The sequence below is a fragment of the Acidaminobacter sp. QWL-03 genome, from assembly GCF_058683855.1.
The window spans coordinates 3,357,061-3,372,195 of sequence record NZ_CM178752.1 but is presented as its reverse complement, the minus strand read 5'-3'; the positions used below and the strand labels follow the sequence as shown (position 1 = coordinate 3,372,195).

Annotated in this window: 16 protein-coding genes and 2 riboswitches; of the genes, 4 read left to right on the top strand and 12 right to left on the bottom strand. The window is 52.0% G+C overall.

The features are described 5' to 3' along the window. Positions 1–32 precede the first annotated feature (32 nt). Positions 33–557 (top strand): GNAT family N-acetyltransferase, encoded by a 525-nt coding sequence (locus AC4PHM_RS15580; protein WP_492018648.1) that lies wholly within the window; start codon positions 33–35, stop codon positions 555–557. A gap of 125 nt (positions 558–682) precedes the next feature. On the opposite strand, the gene AC4PHM_RS15575 is transcribed toward AC4PHM_RS15580, so the two are convergent. The 6 genes from AC4PHM_RS15575 to AC4PHM_RS15550 all read right to left on the bottom strand — a co-directional run bounded on the left by AC4PHM_RS15575 (position 683) and on the right by AC4PHM_RS15550 (position 6,197). Further along, the gene (locus tag AC4PHM_RS15575; RefSeq protein WP_291405608.1) at positions 683–865 is read right to left on the bottom strand and encodes a hypothetical protein; all 183 of its coding nucleotides are present in this window, start codon (positions 863–865) and stop codon (positions 683–685) included. Positions 866–955: 90 nt separating this feature from the next. Continuing rightward, complete coding sequence (feoB, locus tag AC4PHM_RS15570) at positions 956–2,935, bottom strand: ferrous iron transport protein B (RefSeq protein WP_492018647.1); 1,980 nt, start codon at positions 2,933–2,935, stop codon at positions 956–958. A gap of 3 nt (positions 2,936–2,938) precedes the next feature. Continuing rightward, positions 2,939–3,166: a FeoA family protein gene (locus tag AC4PHM_RS15565; RefSeq protein WP_492018646.1), complete on the bottom strand. Its 228-nt coding sequence runs from the start codon at positions 3,164–3,166 to the stop codon at positions 2,939–2,941. Positions 3,167–3,457: 291 nt separating this feature from the next. Further along, positions 3,458–4,699, bottom strand: coding sequence for a BaiN/RdsA family NAD(P)/FAD-dependent oxidoreductase (locus AC4PHM_RS15560; RefSeq protein WP_492018645.1), 1,242 nt, complete (start codon positions 4,697–4,699; stop codon positions 3,458–3,460). A gap of 9 nt (positions 4,700–4,708) precedes the next feature. Further along, positions 4,709–5,308, bottom strand: coding sequence for an ECF transporter S component (locus tag AC4PHM_RS15555; RefSeq protein ID WP_492018644.1), 600 nt, complete (start codon positions 5,306–5,308; stop codon positions 4,709–4,711). A 193-nt stretch (positions 5,309–5,501) separates the two neighbouring features. Further along, positions 5,502–5,616: riboswitch (FMN riboswitch) on the bottom strand. A 92-nt stretch (positions 5,617–5,708) separates the two neighbouring features. Then, a complete protein-coding gene (locus tag AC4PHM_RS15550) occupies positions 5,709–6,197 on the bottom strand; it encodes a QueT transporter family protein (protein ID WP_492018643.1) in 489 nt (162 codons plus the stop codon). Positions 6,198–6,334: 137 nt separating this feature from the next. Here AC4PHM_RS15550 and AC4PHM_RS15545 point away from each other — a divergent pair, with 137 nt between their 5' ends. After that, positions 6,335–6,601 carry a 2Fe-2S iron-sulfur cluster-binding protein gene (locus tag AC4PHM_RS15545; protein WP_492018642.1) on the top strand — a complete coding sequence of 89 codons (267 nt, stop codon included), beginning with the start codon at positions 6,335–6,337 and terminating at the stop codon, positions 6,599–6,601. 153 nt (positions 6,602–6,754) lie between these two features. Here the strand turns inward: AC4PHM_RS15545 and AC4PHM_RS15540 are convergent, their stop codons facing one another. The 5 genes from AC4PHM_RS15540 to gap all read right to left on the bottom strand — a co-directional run bounded on the left by AC4PHM_RS15540 (position 6,755) and on the right by gap (position 12,374). After that, positions 6,755–8,476: a carbohydrate-binding domain-containing protein gene (locus tag AC4PHM_RS15540; RefSeq protein ID WP_492018641.1), complete on the bottom strand. Its 1,722-nt coding sequence runs from the start codon at positions 8,474–8,476 to the stop codon at positions 6,755–6,757. 29 nt (positions 8,477–8,505) lie between these two features. Beyond that, entirely contained in the window at positions 8,506–9,201 is a 696-nt protein-coding gene (locus AC4PHM_RS15535) for a DUF4956 domain-containing protein (protein WP_492018640.1), read from the bottom strand. Further along, positions 9,202–9,936 carry a polyphosphate polymerase domain-containing protein gene (locus tag AC4PHM_RS15530; protein WP_492018639.1) on the bottom strand — a complete coding sequence of 245 codons (735 nt, stop codon included), beginning with the start codon at positions 9,934–9,936 and terminating at the stop codon, positions 9,202–9,204. 270 nt (positions 9,937–10,206) lie between these two features. Continuing rightward, complete coding sequence (locus AC4PHM_RS15525) at positions 10,207–11,094, bottom strand: foldase protein PrsA (RefSeq protein WP_492018638.1); 888 nt, start codon at positions 11,092–11,094, stop codon at positions 10,207–10,209. Positions 11,095–11,294: 200 nt separating this feature from the next. Continuing rightward, the gene (gene gap, locus AC4PHM_RS15520) at positions 11,295–12,374 is read right to left on the bottom strand and encodes a type I glyceraldehyde-3-phosphate dehydrogenase (protein ID WP_492018637.1); all 1,080 of its coding nucleotides are present in this window, start codon (positions 12,372–12,374) and stop codon (positions 11,295–11,297) included. Between the two features lie 262 nt (positions 12,375–12,636). After that, positions 12,637–12,823, top strand: a riboswitch (cobalamin riboswitch). A 143-nt stretch (positions 12,824–12,966) separates the two neighbouring features. Here gap and AC4PHM_RS15515 point away from each other — a divergent pair. Together AC4PHM_RS15515 and AC4PHM_RS15510 are read left to right on the top strand one after the other, a co-directional pair. Continuing rightward, entirely contained in the window at positions 12,967–13,485 is a 519-nt protein-coding gene (locus AC4PHM_RS15515) for an ECF transporter S component (protein ID WP_492018636.1), read from the top strand. Next, positions 13,469–14,209 (top strand): hypothetical protein, encoded by a 741-nt coding sequence (locus AC4PHM_RS15510; RefSeq protein WP_492018635.1) that lies wholly within the window; start codon positions 13,469–13,471, stop codon positions 14,207–14,209. The genes AC4PHM_RS15515 and AC4PHM_RS15510 overlap by 17 nt, the downstream gene beginning before the upstream one ends. Positions 14,210–14,473: 264 nt before the next feature. Here the strand turns inward: AC4PHM_RS15510 and AC4PHM_RS15505 are convergent, their stop codons facing one another. After that, the gene (locus AC4PHM_RS15505; protein ID WP_492018634.1) at positions 14,474–15,091 is read right to left on the bottom strand and encodes a precorrin-8X methylmutase; all 618 of its coding nucleotides are present in this window, start codon (positions 15,089–15,091) and stop codon (positions 14,474–14,476) included. Positions 15,092–15,135 lie beyond the last annotated feature (44 nt).

Sequence of the window (15,135 nt, the reverse complement as noted above, 5' to 3'; positions counted from 1 at the left end):
AATGAACTTATCTGACGGAGAGGAGGGCGACCATGCAAAGGATCCTGGAAACCGAAAGATTGTTGCTTAGGGAATTCATCGAGGAAGACGCCGAAGAGCTCTTTGTGCTCGAAAATGATCCGGAAGTCATGAGCCATGCCATCTCCTACCCTGGTGTAGAAGTCAGTTTTTCAGACTGCGAGAAAGCGGTCAAGCGCCAGCGCCAGTACTACAAAAAACACCCTGGTCTTGGCATTTGGGTCGTCGTCCTCAAGGACAACGGCGCTTTCGTGGGCTGGGCGGGCCTCAAGCACGTCGACCACTCCAAAGAAATTGAAATGAGCATGCGTTTTCAAAAGACCTACTGGAACCAGGGTTTCGCGGCAGAAATCGGGGCCGCCCTGATCCGCTACGGCTTTGAGGTCCTGGACCTGAAGCGCATCGTGGCGGCCTCCAGACCTGAACACGGGGCGTCAAAACGATTCCTGGAGAAAATCGGCATGCACCTGACCGACCCAAGACGCTTTTACGAAGCGGACGTTCACTCTTATGTCATTGAACGCCCCTCAGAAATGTAGGGTTCGTCACACGCATAAAATCCCAAATAAAAAGGACCACACACGTGGTCTTTTTTATTTGGGACTTATTTAACACTCATCTGACACTCATTAGTGACTCATTCGAGACACATCAGCCGCGCCACTTATTTACCGTTTGAACTCTTAAAATTCACGATGGAACTGCTGGCGCAGGTCCCGCAGCCATCCTTATGCGAGCAGCTCGGGCACTTGCCGTCCACAGCTTCGCGCTTAAGCGCCCTGGCCAAAAAGAACAGCCCCGGCCCAATGATCAAAGCCGCAATGATAAAGGTTGAAACTCCACCCATTTGAAACCTCTCCTTCCCATAAAGCCAGCGCTCCCGATCCCGCACTTAAACTGCTTCAGCGGGCACCTGACCAATAACGCAATGTCATATTTAGCCAAAGAACAACAGTCCGATCCGGTAGACGACAAATGCCACGATCCAGGCCACGACCAGCTGATAAAGGACCGAGAACCCCGTCCACTTCCAGGAGTTCGTCTCGCGCTTGATGACGCCAATAACACCAACACAAGGCGTATAAAGCAGGACAAAGACCATGAAGGCATATGCCGATACCTGTGTAAACGCCTGTGACAGCACCGGCCCAAACTCCGCGACCCCGGCGGTTTCAGATAGCCCATACAAAATGGCCGTATTCGCCACAACAATTTCCTTTGCAATGATGCCCGAAACCAGGGACAGTGCGTTTTGCCAAGTCCCAAAGCCAAGCGGCCCAAAGAACGGTGCAATAAAGTGGCCGATGGTCGCGCCAAAGCTCTCCGTGATCGGAACCTGGCCGCTGAAGTTGAAGTTCAAAACGAACCAAAGCACGACGCTGGCACCAAAGATGACCGTACCCGCTTTGATCAGATAACCCCGAACCTTTTCCCAGACGTGAATGCCAAGATCCCCGGGCTTAGGGAAACGGTAAGGCGGCAGTTCCATAATAAACGGACTTTGCTCACCCTTAAACAGCGTCTTTCTGAAGATCATGGCAAAGGCCATGGCCATGAAAATACCCAAAATGTAGAGGGAAAACGTGACTGCAGTCTCATTACCCGGGAAGAACACCGACGCAAACAGGACATAAACCGGGAACCGCGCGCCGCAGGACATGAACGGATTGATCAGGATCGCGATCAGGCGGTCATTTTCATTCTCAATGGTGCGCGTGCCCATAATGGCCGGCACGTTGCAGCCGAAGCCCAAGACCATCGGGATAAAGGTTTTGCCGTTGAGGCCCACCTTGGTCATCCAGTGGTCCATCAGATAAGCCGCCCGAGCCATATAACCCGTGTCTTCCAACAACGAAATCATCACGAAGACTATGGCGATATTAGGGACGAAGGTAAGCACGCCGCCCACGCCGCCTATGACGCCGTCGACAACCAGGGACACCAGCCATGGCGCCACCTGCAGGAATTCAAGGCCGGCTGTTACCCATGAAGAGAGATGCTCCGCGAAGAACACATCAATCAAGTCAGCGAACACGCCGCCCAAATTAAACGTCAGATAAAACATGAGCCACATGACGAGGCCAAAGATCGGAAGGCCCAGAAACGGATTGAGAAGCACCCTGTCAATCCGGTCTGTGAGCGGATCAAAGGCAATCGCCTCAAGGGACGCCGTGCCGCTGATCATCTCCCCAATCACCCTGTAACGGAGATCTGCCATGCGGTCGGGACTGTCGTGACCGCTGTCGAATTTGAGCGGGCTGACGAGCTTCTGCACTTCAATGTCGTGCTCAAACAGCTTAAGGGCAATCCAGCGCGGGTCGTGATCCGCCTTGAGAGACTTGGGCAGCTTCAGCTCAACTTCCCGGACGAAAGCCTCGACCTCTTCGCCGTAGTTGAACCGACGAGGTTTATATGTAGACTTGGTGTGATGGGCAGTGACCACGGACTCCAGCAGTTCCGGCAGGCCGCGTTTGCGGAGGGCGACTATGGGCACCACCGGCACGCCAAGCGCTGCCGATAGACCCTCGAGGTCAAGCTGAATATTTTTCTTTTCCGCCTCGTCCATCATGTTCAGCGCCACCACCACGGGCCTGCCCAGCTCGATCAGCTGGAGGGTCAGGTACAGGTTGCGCTCCAGGGCAGTCGCGTCAATAATGTTGAGCACGACATCCGGATTTTCATTTTGGATGTAATCACGTGAGATTTTTTCTTCAAGGGTGTAGGGCGAAAGGCTGTAAATGCCGGGCAAATCGACAATATCCATGATATGCTCCGCGTGCTGCATGCGCCCTTCGCGCTTTTCCACTGTGACGCCCGCCCAGTTCCCCACATAATGGTTGCTCCCGGTCAGGGCGTTGAATAAAGTCGTCTTTCCGCTGTTGGGGTTGCCCGCCAAAGCGATCTTAAAAATATCCATGAATTAAGCCTCCGCGTTTCTGACTGTGATTTTTCCTAAAATGCCGCGGCCAAGGGCGACCCTGGATCCACGGACGTCGACGATCATTGGTCCAAATAATCCCGAGGAGACCACACAGAGACGGACACCCGGGGTCAGACCCATATCCTGAAGTTTCTTTTTGACTTTATGTCCGTACTCAATGTTTTCAAGAATAACGCACTGTCCTTTTTTTGCATCAATGAGTGACATAACTGTGCCTCCTAGCGCAACCTATGTAAAATATAAGTAAAATCACCAATTGTTTTCATTTGATAACAATTATCATTTGCAATATCATTTTACTCCAGTTGATAGAGGTTGTCAATTGATTCATCAATATTTTAACGATTGGCATGAATTTTCGTTTGTAACTATTTCATAGACAGAAAACTCAGATACATCCCCTATGTCGAGGGGATCTACCCGAAACCATTGAAAATACAAAGCGCTCCAGCACCCCCTCTGAACATCGAGGACATACTAAAGCGCATTGGATTGTATTCATTTTACAACGGTGTCGTTACCCGAGGCTACGGCGAGGGCCGCCGAGGCAAACGCCCAGTGCAGGTTATAGCCGCCGGTATCGCCGTCCACATCCAGCATTTCGCCTGCCAAATAGAGGCCCGGCAGTCGCTTGGCCATCATGGTGCGGCCGACCACTTCCCGGTTGGATATCCCTCCGGCAGTCGCCATGGCACTTCTCAGGGCACCCATGGCAGTGATTCTGACTTCATAGGCCGTGGCCAGCTTCACCACCTGCTGACGCATAGCTTTAGATAAACTTGCCATAGTGGTCTTGCACGCTTCTTCACCCAAATAACCCTCGATCAACTCCGAAAGGGATCTGGCCAGTACCAGCCCACGAATCACGGTGCTGAGCTGCCTGGTGCCATGAGTTGAAGCCGCTTCAAGAAGAGCTTGCTCGAAGGCCGCGGCGTCAAGGGCTGTGAAACTGAGCTCCAGGAGTCCGCCGGCTTTCATCCAGCGGGATCCGTCTAAAATTCCCGGACCGCTGAGGCCTGTATGGGTGAAGAGGAGATCTCCCGTCAACGGACGGACGCCCTCTGAATCCCGATATTTAAACGTCGCTCCCGGGAGCACGACACCTGCGAGCTTGTGCAGAGCACGATCATTGTGATAGACAGGTGCCAGCGCTGGCCGCTGCGGGACTGTCTCCAGTCCAAGGCCGGCTGCCAGTCGAAGTCCGGCGCCGTCAGAACCGGTCATGGGGTAGGAGCTGCCACCGCATGCCAAAAGCACTTTGTGGGCGCGGTAGGTCTGATCCCCGCAGGCGACTTGGAAGCCGCCCTCGACCATCGGCATAATCTTTTCAACGAACTGGTTGAATTCGAAGCGGACGCCACGGCGCTTCGCCTCTTGGAGCAGCGCTTCGACGAGATCCGCAGCAGCAAAGGACGCCGGGAAGACTTTGCCGTCCGGGCGGACGACGCTTGGAAGCCCAAGCGCATCAAAATATTGGATCAAGGCCTCAGCGTCAAGCTTGCCTATGGCATGTCTCACGAAATTCTTCTTGTCGCCGTAGTGGCGGACCATGTCTGCCACGCTTTCGGCATGGGTAAAGTTGCACTGTCCGGCGCCGGAGATCAGCACTTTCCGTCCCGCGCGCGTCCCGCGTTCCAGAACCAGTACGGATGGGGGCGCTGCCGCGTCAGCTGCGCGAGCTGCCGCGAACAAACCTGCGGCGCCCGCGCCTATGACGATCCAGTCATAAGTCAGCGTCATCTGGGGGGACTACCTGCTGGCCCATTTTTGGTCGGAGATATTTTTCAGCACTACAGAAGAGACGCGTTTGTAAACCAAAGCTGTCAGAATACTGATGACAATGCCTTTGATTGCGTTAAAAGGAATGACGACATAGAGAATGTAGGACTTCAGGTCCACGACCAGGGCGTTGACAGCGGCTGCCATGCCTATGATGGCGTCGAGGGGCATAAAGTTCTGATAGAATGGAATCAGAATGTAGTAGTTGGCTATGGCGCCCACCAGCGACATGCTGACTGTGCCGAGGACAAAGCCCGTGATCATGGCCGGCATGGTTTGGCGCTTTCTGTAGATCAGCGCCGCCGGGATGATAAAGGCTGAGCCTACAATAAAGTTAGCGAGCTCGCCGACGCCGCCGGTCGTGGTTCTCATGAGGTGGAGAATGTTCTTGACGAGTTCAACGGCGACGCCTGAAAGCGGTCCGAAAGCGAAGCCCACAATAATACTCGGGATGTCGGAAAGGTCAATTTTCATAAATTCCGGGAAGATGGGAAGTGGGAATTCGAGGAACATAATAATGAAGGACAAGACGCCCATGAGGGCAATGGTAATGGATTTTCTGAGATTCATAGTGGAGACCTCCTGATAGAATTAGTGGGATGTTGGCGGGTGGAATGGCAACGGGTGCTGCAGGTTAAGTGGTGTGTGGCCGGCGCAAGCAAATGAACGATTGCCGCGTAGCTCGGCTTTGACCTTGGTCCAATCACTTTGGGAGAATAAAAAAACCCCGGCAGCAAAAAACTCCAGGGGTCAAAAAACAAAGAAAACTCTTCTTTCATCCAGACTTTAACTGTCGGCTCCAGAATTCAACTGGATCAGCCTTTCGGCTCGCGGGCTATACCGCCGGTAGGGACTTGCACCCTGCCCTGAAGATGTTTGTATTCAGTTCAATATGACTATAACACTAGGAATTCGGCGCGTCAATAGTCAGGTCTTTGTAAACTTTCTCAGCTTGGTCCGCGGTTAAAGTCTATCGCTGGTTGAGTATGTCCATCAACTGCGTATTGTAGAGAATCCCATAGCGGAAGACCAGAACGCCGAGGAGTGATACGACGACAAATTCCCCAAGCGCCACCTGCAGCATGGTGAGAATGAGCGGGAGCTTAAAGACCGCCCAAAGCTCTATGCCGATGATCACGCCATTAAACAGCACCGGCCAAAGGGACGCGGTGAATATATTGTTCGATTTCGACATCATGAACACACTTAGGAAGGTTGCCAGCGTTCCGAAGATCACGTCCACAATGCCCAGAGGACTTGCGAGGTTCGCGAGGAAGCACCCCAGGGTCAGTCCGCCTATATACATTGGGTTGATAAACGCCAGCAGCGTCATGACTTCCGAGATTCTGAACTGCACACCGCCGTAGCTGATTGGTGCCAGGCCTATGGTCAAAGCCGCGTATAGCGCTGCGACAATACCTGTCACAACGATTTTGCGGGCCATACTTCTTCTTTTCATTTTAATCACCTCTTTTTTTACACATATGACCATAGCACAGACCCAGAGGACTGTCAACGAATAGTAGATTAACAAAGGACCTAAACGGGTAAAATTAAATTACGTAGTCTATAAGTCAGTGAAAGGGGCGTTTCATCATGAGTAAACTCAGCTGTGTGCTCAAGTATAAAGACGATAAAGAAAAGGATTTGTTGTCGCTCTCTCAGAAGATGGGGCTCGACATTCCGGATTCCTGCGGAGGCAAGGGCAAGTGCGGCAAATGCACGGTGACGATCCTCTCCGGAGAGGTCAATAAGCCAACCAAAGAAGAAGATAAGAAATTGAAGAAGAAAGATTTGGAGGATGGCGTCAGGCTCGCCTGCCAGGTCATCCCCAAAGGGGATGTGTCGTTTAAGGTGGAGTAGGATGAGACGCTGTAAAAAGAACTTCATAAAAGGAAAGCGCCCGCGGAGGGCGCTTTTTTGTTGGATGTTTGGTTGAAAATCCTCTAATTGCAATGCCTGCGACGACAAGCTCTGGTACCAGTTTGAAACTTGTCCGCGTCACTGACTTGAAACCTAGTTCCCCGGCCGTTTCATCCCTCCTCTCATGCCGCCGCCAGCGCTTGCGCCTTCCTGGACTGCCTGGGTCACCGATCCGGAGATCTCAAAGCTCACCGCCTCCGTTCCACCTGTAAACGCTCCGCCCGTGACCAGGCCATCCGCCTCTTCCCCCGTGGTGCTCCCACCGACATAGACGAGATAAGTCTCACCGGAAACAAACTCAGGGGATGCCACCACCAGCGACGAGAAGGCCTTAACCGGCCTGAAAGCCGCTATAACTTTTCCATCTTCAGCCTCTACCCTGACCAGCGACCCTGCTGCCTGACTCGTCAGGAAGATCTGAACTGAGAGCTCGGTCGAGCTCGCGCTTGGTCCCTGGGCCATTCCGGAGCTGCCCGCCGCGATCAGCAGTCCGCCGCTCTGGATAAAGTCACCGTTGTAGTCCATGGCGCCATTGCCGCTGTTCGTCGGGCCGTGCACCAGCAGAGTGCCGCCGCTCATGGCACCGCTGCCGTTAAGGTCAATGCCGTCGCCCTCCGCATTGACAGAGACAAAGCCGCCCTCGAGGGATAAGCCTTTTTCACCGGAGGTGTTGATGCCATCGTCACTCGAGACAAGGCTGATCTTGCCGCCTTGGATCGTGACCTCCGCACTCTCAAGGCCCTCGTAGCTCTTCAACACCTCAAGGTCGCCGCCCAGGACCAGCACGGAAACATCCGCGTGGATCCCATCGTCGCCGGACTCAATATCGAAGTCGCCGTCTTCAATGACCAGCGCGGTTTCGGCCTGGAGACCATCGGCACCCGACTTGATTTGGAAACGGCCGCCCTCAATCACAATGAAGCCCTTGTCGGCCTCCTCCGCATTACCGGACTGGAAGGCATCCGCACCCGCCAGGATCTCAAACTCGCCGCTGTGAATCGCGATCAAATCCTTGCCACGGAACGCGTCTGACGCTGCCGTTATGTCAAAGACGCCGCCTGTGATCCTGAGGTCATCCTTGCCGACTATGCCATGTTTGGCACTGCCGTTCACCTTCAGGGACCCGCTGCCGTTCAGCGTCAGGTCGCCCTTGCTGTAGATCACGCCATCTGGAACGCTGTCCGCAGCGTCATCCGAGTCTTCTGTCTCTTCAACCGCGGTGTCAGATACCCCTTGAGCCTCCGCTGCAGCCGTCAATGCCGCTGCCATTGTCAAAGTGTTGATCGACCCCTCTGCCAGAGTTATATAAGCTCGGTCCGCTTCCTCAATGAGGATCGCCGGCGCACCCTGATTCGTAATCGTCACGCCGTCCAAAACCAGCCGCACTTCCTCATCATTGCCAACGTTCACGGCTACTTGACCCTGATCAAGCGTGCCGGAAAGGACGTAGGTCCCGGGGGCACTGATCCTCAGCGTGCTGCCCTCCGCGACTGCGCCCTGGCCCTCCACGGTAATGCTGCTGCCATCCAGAGCGACTTTAGTCGCGCTGGCTGCCTCCCAGGTCGTCAGAAAATCTTCCTCGTCAAATTCGAAACCTTGGGCGGCAAGCACTGCCGCGCCAGTGTCCTGTGCTTCCAGTCCCGTCGCGGCAACCTCGGTTTCTGTGACCCGAGTCCCTGACGCCGCCTGGGTTACAGACTGCATCTGACCGCAACCGGTCAGCATCCCCAGCGTCAGCACACCCGCCAGCGCCAGGGCTATGAGTTTGGTCCTGAATTTTCTCATCGAAGTGATCTTTTTTAATAGTGGGTTCATGGCGGACTCATCCTCTCAAATGGGTTGTTTTAAAGTTCGGCGTTCTGGGAAGATACCCGCCCGTACGAAATGGAAAGGTTGCCGTTTCGGCATCTGAGCTCGTCCATAAACGCCTTCTCTGTGCCGGCCTCCCTCATAAAAATATGGTACTTGAGCTCATATAGGCTGCCCATGTTGGTGGTTTTTACCTGGATCAGCTCAGCTTTTTTCGTGTATTTATTGAACAGGTCGTCGAAAACGCCGTTGTAGTCCAGGTTTTCCGGTATGGTGATCTTCAGCTCCTTCTCCCGCTGCTCCAGGGGCTGTTCCCCGAAGCGAAAGACCGTTAAAAGCATAGACGCGCAGCCGATGATCACAAGAAACATCATCGCCACCCAAACATACCCCATGCCCGTCGTGAGTCCTATGGCCATGGCCAGGAAGATGTTGCTGATCTCTCTGGCGCTGCCGGGAATGGATCTGAATCGCACCAGGCTGAACGCCCCCATCACCGCGACACCGGCGCCGACGTTGCCATTGACCATCATGATAACGATCTGGATCATGGCCGGCAGCAGCACAAGACTGACAGCAAAGCTTTTGCTGTAAGTATTCCTGAACATGTAGATCCCCGCGACACCCAGCCCCAGCAGCAGTGACGCCAACGTGGCGATGATCAGACTTTCTATGGTTAACGACGTCGTGGCCGCCGCTGCTGACGCTGTCGAGAATAAACTGTTAAGCACTTAGACCGCCTCCCTGATGCACTTAGATAACATTTCATCGATTAGATGTTCTTTGTAGCAGACCCCGTATTTTGAGAAGGATGCCGGATAGAGTTCAAGTTCAGACAGCATTCTGCTCATCCAGAGCGGCATGGCGCCGGGAATCTTGATCTCCATGAGCACTTGTCCGCTTTCAAGAAGCGTACGCCCCCAGTCCCCAAAGGACAGATCGAGGTTTGTCTCGCGAAAGCGAATCCCCTGATCAAAAGTCACTCTCAGGTTGGGATCCTCGTCACCGAAGTAGGCACAGCGCTCGTAGGCAATGAAGATCTTTGGCATCGTATGGTACATGTTCTGGAACCAGTCGATTTCACTTAGGACGTGGCTGTCCGTTTCCGGGTGTTTGCCGGTTTCGAGATAATCGGCAGCCTCTCTTAATGAAACGCTCACGCGCCTTTTGTAAACGACCCCTTTATACTTCTTTTTGAGCTCAATGAAGACCTTGTCGTCCGCGCCGGGAACGCCGTAGCTGCGAAGCCTGAGCTTTTCTTTATAGACCGGTTTTTCGATAGACGTCCGGATCAAATCATACTGCGGTGTATCAAAGTATAGATTGCAGATCGTATGCATCCCATAGTCATCCTGGATCATTTTTGTCTGAAGCAAGGGAAGCAGGCGGTCATACTGGTCGCGGCTGAGCAGATATTTCTTCTCATAGCGCTTGAATACGGTTTGCGGCTTTGCGCTTTGGATCATTTGAATCACCTCTTGACAGAATAGAGTGTGCCTCTCTCTTATGAGTTCATCATAGCCCACCAACCTGAAAGGAGCCTTAAAAGGCGGGAAGAATTTGCGAAACGAAAGCAGGGAAGTGGAAGAAGGTGTCTGAAGGAAGAAGGTGTCAGACACCGCCTTCCATCATGAAGTGGAAAAAGGTGTCTGACACCTTCTTCCACTTCTGCATCAATAGGCTCATAAAAAAAAAAGCCCTCCAACCGGAAGGCTTAATTTTACATCTTGTGTGAACTATAAAGTAATGTTGATGTCGTACTCTTTGTATTTCTCGTCCAGCCAAGTCGTGACCTGGGACTGAATCTTCTGGTCGAGGAGCACGTCGCGGACTTCTTCCTTCTTGCTGTCCAGCGTTGCTTCAACCGCTTCCTTCTTCTCATCCACGATCAGCAAGTGGAAGCCAAAATCCGTCTCAACCGGACCGACGACTTTGCCAATTTCAGCGCCAAATGCCGCGTCTTCGAAAGCCGGCACCATCTGTCCTCTGCCGAAGAAGCCGAGCTGCCCGCCGTTGTCCTTGTTGGAAGTGTCAACAGAATACTCTTTCGCGAGCGCCGCGAAATCGTCGCCAGCATTCAGCTTGCCGAGCACTTCGTTGGCGACTTCAACAGTCTCAACCAGAATGTGTCGCGCGCTGACCTGCTCCTGCTGGTCAAAAGATGCCTTGTTCGCTGTAAAGTACTCAGAAATCTCCGCATCCGTGATCTCAATGGTAGGCTCCAGAATCTTCTTGATCTTGAGGTTCGTCTCAATATTGCCCCTGAGGTAATCCATGTCAAAGCCGCTGGAAGCCAGCGCGCTCTCGAGAGCCTCTTTGCCGCCGTACATTTCCTCATAGGACGCGATCTCTTCGTCGATTTCCGCCGCTTCAACTGTGACGTTGTTTTTCTTTGCCTCGAGTTCAATGATCTTCTCTGAAACCAATGTGTCAATCGCTTGCTGACCGCTCTGCTTGACCATGTAGTCATACAGTTCGTCCTTGGTGATCTTCTCCGAACCCACTGTCGCCACTGTGTTCCCGCTGCCTGCCGTTCTGAAAGCACCCGCTCCAATGTAAACGCTGCCCGCGAGCATCGTAATAATCACTACGACGACCATGATAACTCTGAAATTGCTCTTCACTCTAAACTAGCCCCTTTCAATTTTTCTACTGCCGATGGTTTATAGCGCTCAGCAGACCTTTTCTCTACATTTTAGAATACCATCCTTAATTGAACCTGAAAAGAAAAATAAAAAGACATTTTAGCGACAAAGCATCTATGACTTGAAAAAGAAGAAACTCGGTGTCAGACACCGAGTTTCTTCTTTTTTCTACCATTCGATTATGACGCTCTTGAATTCGTGCTCGCAGCAACTGCATCCTTCAATTTTCTGTTCTCTTTTGTAATTTCAAGAACCGTATGGTCAACGGCATTCATATGGCAGATCAAATCGACAATTTTATTGGAGTAACCCCATTCATTGTCATACCAGGAAACCAATTTGACAAAGTGCTCGTTCAGGCTGATACCTGCGTTGGCATCAAAGACAGATACACGGGATTCACCGAGAAAATCCGTTGAGACAACAGCGTCTTCCGTGTAACCGAGGATCCCCTTCAGTTCGTTTTCTGACGCGCTTTTAACGACTCGTTTGATTTCCTCATAAGTCGCCGGCTTCTCAAGTCGGCAGGTCAGGTCTACCACAGAAACGTTGACCGTAGGCACCCTGAAGGACATGCCTGTCAATTTGCCTTTCAGTTCGGGAATGACTTCCCCAACCGCTTTGGCAGCGCCTGTTGAGGATGGGATGATATTCGACGCGGCAGCTCTGCCGCCTCTCCAGTCTTTTTTGGATGGACCATCGACCGTCTTTTGGGTTGCCGTTGTCGCGTGCACCGTCGTCATCAAGCCTTCCACAATGCCAAAATGCTCATGTATGACTTTGGCGAGGGGTGCGAGGCAGTTTGTGGTGCAGGAAGCATTGGACACAATGTCCATTTCCGGCCTGTAGTGATCAGAGTTTACACCCATAACAAACATGGGCGCATCTTTGGATGGCGCGCTGATGATGACCTTCTTGGCGCCAGCTTCCAAATGAGCCTTCGCGGCTTCCTGAGTCGTGAAAACACCGGTGGACTCAACAATGTATGCCGCACCGCAGGATTTCCACGGAATGTCCTTAGGATCTTTGGCTTCGAAGATCTTGATTTCTTTGCCGTTGACAAAAAGTTTGCCCGCTTCGGCAGTCACCTCGCCGTCAAACTTTCCATGGACCGAATCATACTTCAGCATATAAGCCATGTACTCGGCGTCCACAAAGGGATCGTTGATCCCCACCACTTCGACGTTATCATATGCTATAGACGCTCTCAGAACAAGTCTTCCAATTCGTCCGAATCCGTTGATTCCAATTTTAATCATACTAAACACTCCTTCTGCATACTCTATGCAATTGATTTTATGATCACTTCTATAATTCCAATTTAGCAGGTGTTTCGATTTTTGTCCAGCGGGACTTTATACGTCCACCAAAATGTAAATCTAAGCTGTATCCATTGAAATGTCTGACGTTGGAACTTGTGACAATCGGCAAAAGAATTTTTGATTTTAAAAAAACAAAATATATTTGACTTGACGCCCGGTGAACTTTTCGCTACACTACTTTTAGCAAAGGTTTCAGACAAGTGAATCAACGTATTCAGGTGCCCAACTACTTGGGAGAATAGGGAATCAGGTGAGAGTCCTGAGCGATCCCGTCACTGTAAATGGCGAGTGCCCTCAGCATGCCACCTCCGCTGTTTTGCGGTTTGGGAAGGCGAGGCAGCACAATGACCCTTAGCCAGGAGACCTGCCTGAAATACTGTATGTTCTTTGTGTTCATAGAGAACAGTAGGGATTGGATGATGGTAAAGTCCGCGGTTTAATAGCCGCGGGCTTTTTTGTTTTTGTTTTCTCTGCCCTCAAATGCCATCTGTAGCCTTGCAAAACAAAATTTGAATGAGGTGTAAATCGTATGCAAAACAATCTCAAAAGAATCGTCCTGCTCTCCCTATTCATTGCCCTATGCTTTATTGGCTCAGTCATCAAACTGCCAAGCCCTACCGGCACCGTGGCCTTTGATTCCATGCCGGCCTTTCTGGCAGCCTCACTTCTTGGTCCTATTCCCGGTGCAGTTATTGGACTTTTGGGCCATCTTATGACTGCGGCCAGCGCAGGTTTTCCACTGACGCTGCCTATCCACCTCCTGATTGGCGTTCAAATGGCCGTCATTTGCTGGGTTTACGGGCTCCTGTTCAGAAAAGTCAGCCGTTATCTCGCGGTTGTGATTGCCACACTTCTCAACGGCGTTGCCTCGCCTGCCATGCTGATGCTGCTCCCTGGCTTTGGCATGGGCTTTTTCGCTGCCATGGTGCTGCCACTGACTGTTGGCAGCCTGATCAATGTCATTGTGGCCTTCATGGTCCATCTTGCCTTGGAAAAATCAAACGCGCTTAAAAAGGCTGGGGCGATTGTCAGTGACCAAAAAATATAGGGATTTGGATCTGCATCCAATCAGCCGGGACATGTTTTTGGCAATCGCCTGTGATTCCTGCGGCGGTATTGGATTAAAGCCCCTTGATAAGGTTAAAGCCGCGCCACAGGTCGTGGCGCGGCTGACAACCCGAGTTGTCCTGATGGAAGTGCTATCCTCCGGGGCCATTCCCGCAGCCCTGACTGCTGCCATCTGCTGCGAGCCAGACCCTACCGGAGAAGCCCTATTGGAAGGCATTCGCGAGTCCATGGCAGAAGCGGGTTACCCGGATCTTCCGCTGACCATCAGTACAGAAAAAAATGTCCCCACCGAGCAAACCGCCCTGGGCATGACGGCAATTGGGATGCTTCAAAACAGAACCCTTGAGCAGCGAAAGTCCAGGCCAGGATGCCATGTCTTTATCGCCGGGATCCCCAAAGTCGGTCAGGAGTTGGCAGATGACGAAAGTCAGATCGCGGATTTCTCTACACTGAGTCAGCTGCTGGATTCTCCGGAAGTCATCGAAATCTGGCCTGTAGGCTCAAGGGGTATTTTCGCAGAAGGCTGTGATTTGGCGACGGCGGCAGGCGGCACGCTGGCGCTTAACCACGGCGCCGAAGCACTGGTAGATCTCCACAAGTCTGCCGGCACCTGCACGACGCTTTTGTTTACCTCAGATCAGGCCACGCTGGATTTGACTCGGTTTAATGTACCGTGTTTTGCTATTGGCTCTGTTGCGGTTTAGGAATCATTATTTAAAATTGTTCCAATTGTTTCACTAATTCCTCTGGTTTCATTGGTTCCCTGGGTCCCTGCTTAGCCGACGAAACCCGCTAAGTCGTCACCGCCATTCTATGCACTACCCTGCGGACGTCACCTGAACCTCTGCCAGATAAAAGCGGGACAATATTCGTTTCAAAACCAAAAGCCGCCAGATCGCTCAAACTAACGAGTTCTCTGACGGCTTTTTCAAATCCTTTTTTTGAAACTCCAACACAAAAGCAAGATTTCAACGATAAAGCAAAGCATTGCAAATCGCAGCCGCTATATTGCTGCCGCCTTTTCGCCCTCTGGCCACAATATGTGGAATTTCCAGTGCCATGATTTGATCCTTGGATTCAACGACATTGACGAACCCGACAGGGGCAGCAATTATGCCCACCGGCATAATCCTGCCTTCTTCAATAAGTTCTTTCAGACGGATCAGAGCCGTTGGCGCATTGCCGACAGCAATAATTACCGGTTTTTTTAGGTCGCAAGCTTTTTCCATGCACACAGCCGCTCTGGTGACACCTCGGTCAGCCGCATCCCTAGCTACGTCCTCGTCAGCCATAAAACAATGGACCTGACCACCATACTGCCCAAGCTTGCTCTTGTTAATTCCAGCCTGTGCCATCATAGTGTCTGTCACAATGTCCGCGCCCTGTAGCATCGCTTCCGCCAGCCGCCTGGTTGCCCCACTTGAAAAATGCAGGTTATCCGCATAATCAAAGTCTGCGGAGGTATGAATACATCTTTTTATGACTGCTTCATTTTCGGGATCGAGAACTCTTTCACCCAGAATCTCCCCAATGATTTCAAAACTCCGGGTTTCTATTTCCGCAGGTTTTACAATTTCTATCTTCATGTGCCACCACTCCAATCCGGTGCGTACCGCGACAATCGGCTAAC